The sequence below is a fragment of the Clostridium sp. CTA-19 genome, from assembly GCF_054767855.1.
Genome location: NZ_BAAABH010000025.1, coordinates 40,483 through 52,797, shown reverse-complemented (window position 1 = coordinate 52,797; position 12,315 = coordinate 40,483). Strand labels below are relative to the sequence as shown.

The window sequence follows — 12,315 nt, the reverse complement described above, 5'->3', positions numbered from 1 at the left end:
TTCAAACAAAGGTTTTGCTTTGCATCCTCTTATTCTTACATGATATATTGCATTTTCTGCTTTGACTCTTGCCTGTCTAGCCAAAATAAAATCCCTCCTAAAATGACTATTCTTATCTAAAGCTTTGACAGTATATAAATAATTAATCATTTCATCCTATGTGTTCCTATAATAAAACATTGCCATTATTAATTTAAAATTAAACTTTTTTCAAAAACCTATTAAGTTTATGCTTTTACCACTCGTAAAAGTAAAGGTAACCCTTTTTATATTCATGAATTAAAATTATCTATTTAAAAACTTTAATACCCAAAGAGTGATATAAACTTGTACGTGTCTAAATTAAATACTACATTATGAATAAAAATATTTTTAAGTTATTAAATAAATTTAATTTGAATTTTACATTCCCATAGTACTACAGTTAAATATTGATTTTGTTTCATTTCTTTTATTTTCAACATTTTTCATCAATGAACTTTTCTAAAATTTATACTTTTTCATATTTTCAATATAAATATTAAAAATATTTCAAATATTTCTTTACTTTTTATGTTTTATATGTTAATATTTACATGTTGTTACATTTTACAACATTATTCTTAAGGGGGATTTATTTAATGAAAAAATTTAAAAGCTTAATTTTAGCTAGTGCTGCAATTGCACTATTTACTTTTACTGGATGTTCTTCTAATGGAGAAGCTACAAAAAATGAGGATGCTGTTAAAACTGTAGCACCTATGGAAGCCAGCTTCGATGTTCAAGATTATGATGGAACTAAATTTACTGCATCAATACCAGCTAATTGGAAAGTAGATGAAACTATAGCGGCTCCTCTTGTTGCATTTTTAAATGTTGATGAGGCATCTGACGCTTTTACGCCTAATTGTAACATTAACATCTTAGATGTTCCTAAAGGCGCTCTTGATGATACTGATATGAATGAATACATCAAAACTATAAAAGAGGGATTTGAATCTCAACCAAAATCTGGCTTTACTGTAACTAATTCAGAAGTTATAGACCTTCCAACTGGAAAAGGTGCTTTAATAGAGTTAGATTGCAATGTTTCAGCAGAATCATTTGAAGCTCTAGAAGCTAGTGGCATGGTAGATAAAAGCTTATTAGAAAAATTTAAAACTAATGGTAGCTTAGACGAGTTAAACGAAGCACTTAGTAGCAAACAAATTCAAATTCATATACCACAAGGTGACAAAATAGCTATAATGGCATATTCTTTCAATACAGACAGTACTGCAAATAATAAAGAGTTAAGTACATACATAGCTCATCATATAAAAATAAAATAATATATAAAAACAAAAGAGTCTATTGCCTTTATTCAATAGACTCTTTTTATCATATATTTATATTTTTTTCTTCTTAACTAAATATATTATTATCATGAAGATAACTCCAACCCCTATAAACAATGAAACATACACATTAGGAGTCTCTTTTATAAGTAAATCTATGTTTTCCTTCTCTATACCATTTTCACTACTATTTGTATTTATAAATGTTACATCCCTTGAAGAATCATATACTAATTTTCTATTACAATATAATTTATTTGTATCTGTTTCGAACTCTGTTTGATTCCCATTGCTATTTACAAAAATTTTTATGGCAATAGCATCTTTTTTTAAATTATAATCTCCTTTTATTGAAAGTACATTTAAATTTTTATAATTATCTGAATCAACATGATATAAACCATTTACAATTTCAAAGTTTTCATTTTGTTTTTTATTAACAGATGCTAAAACATAATCTCCATTTCTTATTTTACTCTCTTCTAATTTATTTTCGCAAAATAAATTATAAACTTTTACATTCTCGATTTTTACTTCTCCTCTTAATGGTATTTGTTGTACTTTTGCTGAACTCATATCTTTAGAACTACTTATTTGATTCTTTACCTTAACAGTTATAGTATCATCTTCCATTTTAGTTACTTGTCCAATAATAATTCCTTGCTGATTATTATGAATTAAATTATATATTTCATCAGAAGCAAAAACTTTTGAATTATAAAAAAATACTATAATAATACTACAAAGAATTAAATTAATTTTTTTTATCATAATACACCTCACACTCACCGTAATTCTTATAAATTTTAAATTTAAATTTAAAATTACGCTTATTATTACCCAGGAAATTCCATATAATATATTAGAAAATTTACTTTGATTTTTTTCTTATTAATAAATAATTCAATTATAAATGAAAAATTCCTTTTTATTACATAATTTAATTTTGCATAACAAATAAACTATATAACTAGTTATAATCCTAGGTATATAGTTTTATAAATTTAACCTATTAATTTATGCATAAAGTTTTTGTAAATAACTAACTGAATAACTGTTTAAAGTTATAATTATCATTTTTCGTAACAGTAAATTCCTTAAATAATTTCAAATACCAACTATGAGCATATATTATTCTAAAACTTTATTTTGAATTTTTATATAATTATCTAATTCATCTAAAGATCTAGTTATAAACTCATATGTTAGATATTTTAAATTTAACTTATCTATTACATCTTTTATATCTTTACAATTAAAAGGTTTATGTTGATCTATTTTTATTATATGATTATGTATTTCTTTAAACATTTCATCTATAGTAAACTCCACATCATTATTAGAAACCTTTTTTATTTTTTCCTTTACATAACTACCACTTTCTGAATAATTAAGGTGCATTCCTTTTATAAACTCTCTTGATTTTTTAAGATTATTTAATACTTCCTTTATGTAACTTATAGAATGATCCATATTCTCTATATCTTTATTAGTATTTAATAAGTGACCAGTATCTAACAATATTCCTTTTTTATTATATTTTATACTTTCAATAAAATTATAAGTTAATTCATCGTCTAAAAGTGTAAGGCCTGGCCACCATAAATTTTCAAACAAAATTTCTATATTAGTATTTAATCCTTTAAAAATTTCATTTACAAGTTCAGCGGTAGCATCTAAAACCTCTTTATCATTATATTTAAATTTATAATTATAGCTTGATTTTAGCTCTACATGTGATACATGAAACACAACATATTTAGCTCCTATTTCATCTGCTATCTCTATTTCTTTTTTATATTTTTCAACTAGTATATCTTTATTTAGTCCACCATAGTACATATTAATTGTATCTTCATCTTTAAATTGCTCTTTTAAGCCATCCATATTCCCTTTCCAAAAATCAATCCATATAGGATAATAAGATAAATGTACTCCATTTATTAATCTTTTAGGTATAACGTTATCATCCCACTTATTAACGCCCAAAAGTTCAATTCCTTCTAGCTTATTATTTTCCAAGAATTTTTCTATTTTTTTAAAGTCCCCATCATATCTTGCTAAATCATATTTATAAGTGGACATACTCATTGATTTTATCATTTTTTACCCCCAAATTTAATCTTATTTAATATTTCTTATTTTATAAAATTTTTCACACTAATAATTTTAAACTACATTTATATAAATGTGTATTAATATTTAAATAAAAATGGCTTACATATTAATAAAAGCCATTCTTATTTACTTTTTAACCTTTATGATATTTATATAAATATATTTTTATTATCTTCTCCACAAATAATGGCTATAATAAGTACAAATTTATCTATAAAATTTAATATTATTGTCTCTTTACAGTCATTATCATTTATTTTTATGTCACCGTGACCAATTAAGGGATTATCTATATTATAAAGTCCACATATTCTTTCTAATATAAATTTACATTCTTTCACAACTTCATTTTCTGATAAGAGTTCCCAATCTAACTGATCTATAAGATGTGCATATACAGAAGTTAATGTCACCAAATCATTTTCTCTTTCTATTGTATGAATGTTATGAATGAACCCATGTTTTAAAAGTGGATTGTCTATTTTTTTATGTAAAGAAATTTTCTCATACTTTTCCCAAATGACCTCTTCATTTATATTGAATCTTTTCATACGTTGTAAAAAACTATGTTGGCTCTCACCACTTAATCCAGTTTGTTTATATAACGCCTCTTTTACTGCATTTTTAACTGACTTGCCTATTAACTCACCAAGTTTAAAATGTTTTCCTGCATTAGTAAGTTTATTTTCTAAATTAGAATTACAAATAATAATTGTACCATCAGTTCCCGAACCAGTTGCAAGTCCTCTTGAATAATTGCTACCTGCCATTAATTCTTGTATTGCTGCAGTTTTAGCCTCTGTACAAGTTACCATAGCTCTTGTAAGTGCTCCTTCAGTTAATTCTTTATTTATGACTAAAATTATATTTATAGTTCCAAGTTTTATCATTTCTGATTTATTATTTTTTTCGTGATAATAGGCAGGATCCCCAACCCTTCCACCATTTACTTCAATACCTCCAGTTACTATAGCAGTAACAATTAAATCCTCAAAATTCTCAGTTTTTATAGATACATTTTCCATTGATGCTGCTGTAGAAATTCCTGTTGTGTATTGTGAATCCAAACCTAGTTCCTGTGCAATAACTCCCATATGCTCCTCATATGTTGGAGCCTTCATTTTACAAGCTATCCCTGCACCTGGATTTCCATCATTATTAAATACATATTTTAAATTTTCTTTATATCCACCATTTAATGGTCCTGTGCTTAATACCTTTCTTTCATCTTTTAAAACAACAACTATACTTTTTTTATATTTATGTACTTCATCACCTGTTGCTAATTTAAATATCATCATAAAAATTCCTCCACTTATCTATTGTTTCTAATTATATAAAAATTTTATTAATATCTTTTAAATTATTACTCCAGCTTTCAATATCATCACTATTTAAAATTTCGATTTCTCCACCTTGAATTTCCCCTTTAGAGTTTTCTAATAGTTCTTCCATATCACCTTCTATTTTAATATAGCTTTTTCTTAGTTTATCTAAAGTTTCTTTATCTGCATTCCATTTTTTTCTCTCATAAAGTTCTAAAAATCGTCGTCCTATTTCTTCTAATGCAAATTTATTATTTTCATTAAACCATTTAATCATCTTTTCATCATTAATATATAAATCCACCAATTTATCAATATCTTTATCATCAATATTTTGCGAAAGACACTGCCAATCAAACACACTTTGAATTCTTCTCATAAATTCTGCTGCGCCTATATACCCATCCTTCTTTACATTTTCTTTCCATAAAGGATTAAAAAACCTTTCATTCATAGTTTTTTTAATCTCTTCACTTAACGTAGATATTTTAATATTATCCTTATTTTCTGATTTTCCATAATACTGTCTCATTTCTTTTTTATTAAGAAGTTTTTTAACTACATTAAATCCTCCTTGTACAGAAGCTGCAAATCCACACGATAAGAGATCATATCTCTTTGAAATAGTAGTATCATAAGAAATATCTGATTCTTTAATATTTTCAACAAATTCATTTTGTGCCATGCACCCATTCAACTTTTCACCATAAGCATGAGAAGAAAAATATACAAATATATTTCCTATATCTTTTTCATTTTTCCATGCACTAGCCTTTAAGGCAAGATCAACTCCAGCACCATAAGTTCCAGGTTTATCTCCAAATACTCTTATAGTTGATCGTCTTTTTATATCGCAATTTTCATTTAATGCTTTAAGTGCATTTGCAATGTGAAAAGTATTTTTTTTAACAAAATTATTCTCAAAACTTTCATTAAGTGATGATGCAATAATTACACCTTTATCTATAAGATTTACTGCATCAGGATAAGAATCTCTAAGTACTCCAGAAATTCTTACCGTTACATCAATTCTTGGTCGCTTAAGTCTTTCTAATGATATAGGTTTTAAATCAACTACTTTTCCATTTTCATTCCATACTGGAGTTATACCCATCAAATATAAAATCTGTGATAATTGTTCTCCTTTTGTCATAGATATATCTGTAGATATCATATTCATAGCTACTTTTTCAGGCAGTTTACCTTCATCCTCAATATATTTTTCTATAAGCTTGTCCGCTAATTGGCATCCTATTTTATATGATTCCCTTGTAGGAACTTTCTCGCAATCCATCAAATAAAAATTTCTTCCTGTAGGAAGTATATTTTTCAAATCTTCCCAAGGCATTCCAGAAAGTCCAGACTCTACAAACTTTCCATCTAAAGCTAAAACTAAATTTCCAATCTCATGTTCTATTAATTGTAATTTGTCATAAACCTCAATAATTTCATGTCTTAAATCATTTAATATATTTTTTTCAATATAATTATACTTTGAGGCTAAATCATTATTATTAGTAATACATTTAAATATCAATTCCATCATTGTTATATTATGAATGTATTCATTTTTACATAAATCCTTAATTGCTTTAGCATTCTTACTATTATTACTAATATATTCATTAATAAAAGATACACTTTCTTTTAAATTTGGTACTTTCCCTAAAACATGAAGTTTTTCTACTTTGCTATTACTTATTGATTGCATTAAATAATCTTTTAATTTATTTAATCCCTCAATAAACATATATTCTGAAGTTAAAATTTCCTTTGCACCTTCTATTTTATCTATTTCTATTAATAATTTTTCTTCTAACAATTCCTTCTGATTATTATTAACAAATTCCGCTTCTATGTACTCTCCTATTAAGTTTATTACTTTAGAACTTTCAATATCTCCACCAATACAAGAAGGAAGATAATCAATTATAACTGCATTATTTCTTCTTTTTGCTATGGTACCTTCTGTTCCTAATCCTGCATTATATACATATATATTAGGACTTGTACCAAGAACAACATCTGGATAGCATTTATTAGATAATGCATTAGTTTTCCCAGGTAAATATTCAAGACTTCCACCAGTCCCTACATGAATTATGGCATTTGCTTTCATTATTTTTTCAACATACTTATAAGTTGCTATATATTGATGTGGTGGTGGACATTTAGGATCATGAAGTATCTTGCAGACTTCTCCTGTGCACTTAGCACCATAACACCCTCTTTTAGGTTGTACCATAACCGTTACATTCTTGAATTTAATTCCAGTTATAATTAGCTTTTCTTTAAAAACCATACCTTCACCTGGAGGTTTTCCCCATGTATCTTCAATTTCTTTTATAACATTTCCATCTAAATCATTGTAAAATTCAAAATATCCACAACTATTTTTTAAAGGCATTTCATATATTACTCCACCAGCTTCTATAATATCTTCTACAGAAGTCCACCTAAAATCTTGATAGGCCTTTCTCTCCATTATCATTTTATGAAGCATTTCTCCGTTTTCAGGTATGTCTTCAATATCATATCCATTTTTCTTAAGTTCTTTTAATATATTTACAACAGTTTGAAAAACATCTAAACCTGCACCTAAACCAATAGTTGCTTCAACACCAGAGCATGGAGCATTATGAATAAATAATGCAATTTTTTTTTGCTTATTTTCAGTATGTCTTAATTCAATCCATTTTAAAACTCTACTTGTAAATCTATCTATTCTTTCCTTAATAGGCTCATTTACTCCTTTTTTATTTCTACATCCTATAATAATCGGCTCTGTCATTCCCATCATTTCAGGACTAGTAAAAGCCCAAGGAATCTCCATTGAAACACCGCCTATATTTTCTCTCCAAGTTTCTTCATCTTGAAAACTACTTATGATAGGCCTAAAAATAGGTATATTCATATGTTTAAAATTTTCAACAGCATTATTAAATATGTTTTTATTTTCGCCATTTCCTAAAGCAGCAACCATTTGAAGATTTACTAGCCCATCTATTATTAAATTACCATCAATAGAAAAATAATTTTTAATAATACTACTAAAATTCTTCATTTCACTTTTATTTTCTGTAGAAGCATAACTAAATACCGTTATAACTTTAAACCCTAATGCCTCAAAAGATTTTATTAATGCATTTTCTACTTTAGTATTATTATTATTCCAATTATGCCTATGAGTTAAAATCCCTATCCACTTGTAATCAGCTATATTTCCTTTTTTTACATGCCATTTTGCATAATCTTTAAATGATTTAAATATTTTTTCTGTATCCTTATGAAAAATACCATCAAAAGGTACTTGCTCTGGCTCTGCAATGAATTTCTTGCAATATTGCTTTTCACTTAAAGAGAGATTTAAAAAATTATATGCTATATAATAAAGAGCATTAATAAAATTTTTTATCCCTCCATAAGTAAAATAAGTAACAATTTTAATTGCATTATTTAAATCTATGTTAAAAAAATTTTCTTCTATGATTTCTGCGCCAATAGGTATTAAAGGAACTTCTTCTATTTCTTTTTTAAATTTAGTGAAATATTGATTTATTTTTTCATCTGCAGTTATATTACTTAACATTACAGCACTTGCATTATTTTCAATAAAATTAATGGTTTCATCTGTTTCATCATTAGCTATTCTATTTTTATCCCAAAATATTATATCTATAAATTCTATATTTTCAGATGCCTTTTTAAATTGATTTTTTATAAATTCTCCACCTATTACTACAATGGTTCTTTTGTTCACATTAACTCCCCTCCTAAAGTATCCTTTGTATTTTCTTTAAATAATTATTCTTGCATATTTTCTATATTACCTTCTAACTCTAAATATACATCTCTTAATTTTTCCATTTGACCTGTACTTACTTTCCAATATCCTCTTTTTTCATACTCCATCATCCATTCAACTATAGTCATATACGCATATGGATTGTTTTTTTCTAATCTTTTTCTTAAATTTTCATCTTCAACATATCTGTCGTATAAATCATTATATATCCATTGCTCTACACTGTTAGTAGTTGCTGCCAAACCTAGTATGTTTTCAAACCTATCAGCTATCTTTTGAGCACCATGATATTTATGCTCTAACATACCATCAATCCACTTAGGATTTAAAACCCTAGTTCTTATTCCTCTATTTATAGATTTATCCACAGTTTCAGTCTCTACATTTTCTCCTGTTGTATCACTTATATACATAGCTGGCATTGATTTTTTAACCATATTAATAGCTTTAGAAAGTCCTCCAAAAAATTCATAATAATGATCTAAATCTGTTATTTCATATTCATGGTTACTTCTAAGTTGAGACACTACATCTACAGATTTTAAGTTGTTTTTATATAAATCTTTTATTTCTTTTCCTCTAAAATTTTTACTATAAACATATCTTAAACTATCTATAAAATCTTCTCCTATATCATCTTCATCTTCCCAGGCCTTTGTTTCTACTAATTTAGTTACACCTGTGCCATACTGTGCCTCTTTAGGTCCAAATATTCTAGATATAGAAAGTTCTTTTGCATTTTCTTCATCTAATCCATTTTTCCTTAAATTTTCATATATAATCTTTGAGTTCTTTTTAAAATAATTTTCTTCAACGATTTCATCTAAACTAGATATTCTCTCAAATATATCATTTAAATCTTTCATTAAATTAGGAAACATATCTCTAAAAAATCCACACATATTTATAGTTACATCAATCCTTGGTCTTTTTAAATCTTCAATTGGTATTATTTCATAAGAATGTTCAAAAGAATTACCAGTTTTCACAGGTTTAACTCCTAGGTAATATAGTATTTGACCTATAGTTTCTCCACCTGTTCTAGACGTTTCAAGCCCCCAAAGTATTACTGCTGTACTTAATGGGTATTTTTTATTTTCTTTATAATATAGTTCTATAGTTTTTTTTGCTATAATAGCTCCTCTTTTATAAGCGGTTTCTGTAGGTACCAGTGTTGAATCAAATTGATATAAATTATATCCTGATGGCAATATTTCAGGATTTCTAATTATATCTCCAGCTAAATTCGCATTTAAATATTTTCCTTTTAATCCTCTAAGTAGTCCATGTATTTCAAAATTACTTTTAATATTTAAGCTAATTACAGCTCCATATTCTATAGATTTAGTTATATCTTTTATAGTAGATTTTTTTAATTTTTTATTACATTTATTTAAAAAATTTAAATTTCCACATTTTTTATAAGTATCTAAAAGCCATTGCACTTCTTTATCTAATTTAATTAAAACTTCCGTAGAATTTTCATTTAATAAACTATCATAATCTAACCCTTTATTTTCACAGAAGATTCTTCTTAAAGATTTTATATTTTCTCTATCATATCTAAGAATAAATTTAATATAATTAACTAATTCTTCTTGGTTATATCCTTCTCCAAATATATGCAATCCTTTAGGTATTAAGGAACGATTCATTCTATAAAGTTCTTTTTCTAATTCGTCTAGAGTTTGAAATTTCATATTAGCAACTTTTGCTTTTCCTTTAATACTTTTTAGCACTTCACTACATCTTTTCAGATCTAATTGCTTACACTGATGATATTCTTCAATATCCTTTTGAATAGACAAATATTTTTCATAAAGATTTCCCTCTATAAAAGATGGTGGGCTATAACTTATAATAACAGCATTACTTCTTCTTTTAGCTATCATAGCTTCTGCTGGATTCCCTATGTAATATAAATATAAATGAGGTATATCATAAATCATCATATCTGAAAAACAATCTTTTGACATACCACATTCTTTTCCCTTTAAGAATTCTATAGTTCCATGAGTTCCAACGTGTACAATTACATCTGCCTTAAATTCTTCTTTAATCCATTTATAAAATGCTATATATTGATGATGTGGAAGATATGATTTGTCATGATAAACCTTATCTATATTTTCATGAATTCCTCTAGATGGTTGAAGTCCTATAAAAACATTTTTATTTATTATTCCTGGTATTAGAAAATCCTCTTCTGCAGTCATAACATTTCCAGGCGTTTCACCCCAAGTTTTAATCATATCTTCATAAAGCTTTATTTTTTTAATATCTTTTTTATATTTCTTAGAAGTATACTTTATTATTTTATTAATATTTTCTTCTGATATCCATTTTCCGGAATTAACTATTTTACCTGAAAACCGCTCTATTAAATTTTCACTTTTTAAGCTTTCTGTGTCATAACCTTCATTTTTTAATATGTTTAATATATTTTCTACGGATTTAAAAGTATCTAAAAAAGCTCCTCCAAATAAATTGTCTTCACCAGGAGGATAATTGTAACATATTAAAGCAACTTTCTTATTGTTATTAGGTTTTTCTCTAAGTTTAAGCCAACCTTTTATTCTACTTATAAGTTTTTCTAATCTATCTTCTATTATTGTTAGTTCGTTTAACTCTATGTTAAATTCTTCATTTTTTTCATTACATTTCATTGCACCAATAGGATAAGTCTCAATAGCTCCATCTAATTCAGGAAGCATTATTGATATTAAAAACTCAGTTGAACTTATTCCTTGATTGCCTTCTATCCATTCATCTACTGTTCTTTTAGTCATAAAAAAAGGATGTAATAACGGGGCTTCTATACTGTTTAAAACATCTAAAGCTTTTTTAGCATCTCCTCCCATTGGCCCTGCACCTAATCTAAAGTTCATAAAATTTAATATTAAATCTACCTTTTTACCACAAGCATCTTCTAGCATATTTTTTAGTTTATTCATATCTAAGTTCAAAATACTAGAAAATGCTATAGGTACAACATTAGCAAATTCTCTTATTCTTCTTGCAACTTCTTCAATACAATGAGATGTTTTACAAGGATAACTATGACCATAAAAAATCAAAGCAACTGTAGGAAATTCTTTTTTAAAACCATATTTCTTTACATATTCATTATAATTCTGGAAAAATTCCATAGTTTCTATATTACATATACTTATATTTTCTCTTTTCAATGGTTCTATTGGTTTTTGTAATTCCTTATGGTTTCCATAATCTCTTAATAATAAAAGTATTAAGTTTTTCATATCCTCAAAAGTAGCATTATTCCAATATGTTTTTATATTTATATAGTTTTTCATATGATTTAACTTTCCAAAGGGCATAATTTTTCCCATGGTTTTTGTTATATCTATCATTTTTTCTATGGATTTTTCATCTATATTTTTGCTGCTTTCTTTATTCTTATTCATCTGAATATTTTTTGAAGTTAAACTTCCAAGTTTCAAATATTCTCTACCTTGTCTACCTATAACAACTACTTCACCCTTTGCTTTTTTTAGTGAATCACACACAGCCACAACATTTTTTTCATAACTTCCCATCAAATCTATTATTGTTACATCAGAGTCTTCTATATCTACCATCATAGTTTGTAAATTTTCTTTTTTCATAGGCTTAGACACATAATATAATTTTAAATTTAATATATTATTATAATTCTTATTAATATACTTAGAGACACTTATAAGTTCTTTAAATACACTTGTAGAAACAGAAACAATAGTAACCTTCAAAA

6 protein-coding genes are annotated in these 12,315 nt (G+C 26.2%); 1 reads left to right on the top strand and 5 read right to left on the bottom strand.

Annotated elements, in window-relative coordinates:
• Nucleotides 1-620: 620 nt before the first annotated feature.
• Nucleotides 621-1,310 carry a hypothetical protein gene (locus ACYUE0_RS13345; RefSeq protein WP_460270968.1) on the top strand — a complete coding sequence of 230 codons (690 nt, stop codon included), beginning with the start codon at nucleotides 621-623 and terminating at the stop codon, nucleotides 1,308-1,310.
• 57 nt (nucleotides 1,311-1,367) lie between these two features.
• On the opposite strand, the gene ACYUE0_RS13340 is transcribed toward ACYUE0_RS13345, so the two are convergent.
• The 5 genes from ACYUE0_RS13340 to bchH form a co-directional block, all read right to left on the bottom strand.
• The gene (locus ACYUE0_RS13340) at nucleotides 1,368-2,087 is read right to left on the bottom strand and encodes a hypothetical protein (RefSeq protein ID WP_460270967.1); all 720 of its coding nucleotides are present in this window, start codon (nucleotides 2,085-2,087) and stop codon (nucleotides 1,368-1,370) included.
• A gap of 360 nt (nucleotides 2,088-2,447) precedes the next feature.
• Nucleotides 2,448-3,419, bottom strand: coding sequence for a TIM barrel protein (locus tag ACYUE0_RS13335; RefSeq protein ID WP_460270966.1), 972 nt, complete (start codon nucleotides 3,417-3,419; stop codon nucleotides 2,448-2,450).
• A 164-nt stretch (nucleotides 3,420-3,583) separates the two neighbouring features.
• Nucleotides 3,584-4,735 (bottom strand): adenosylcobinamide amidohydrolase, encoded by a 1,152-nt coding sequence (locus tag ACYUE0_RS13330; RefSeq protein ID WP_460270965.1) that lies wholly within the window; start codon nucleotides 4,733-4,735, stop codon nucleotides 3,584-3,586.
• A 31-nt stretch (nucleotides 4,736-4,766) separates the two neighbouring features.
• Nucleotides 4,767-8,519 carry a cobaltochelatase subunit CobN gene (locus ACYUE0_RS13325; protein WP_460270963.1) on the bottom strand — a complete coding sequence of 1,251 codons (3,753 nt, stop codon included), beginning with the start codon at nucleotides 8,517-8,519 and terminating at the stop codon, nucleotides 4,767-4,769.
• Between the two features lie 44 nt (nucleotides 8,520-8,563).
• Complete coding sequence (gene bchH / locus ACYUE0_RS13320) at nucleotides 8,564-12,313, bottom strand: magnesium chelatase subunit H (RefSeq protein ID WP_460270962.1); 3,750 nt, start codon at nucleotides 12,311-12,313, stop codon at nucleotides 8,564-8,566.
• Nucleotides 12,314-12,315 lie beyond the last annotated feature (2 nt).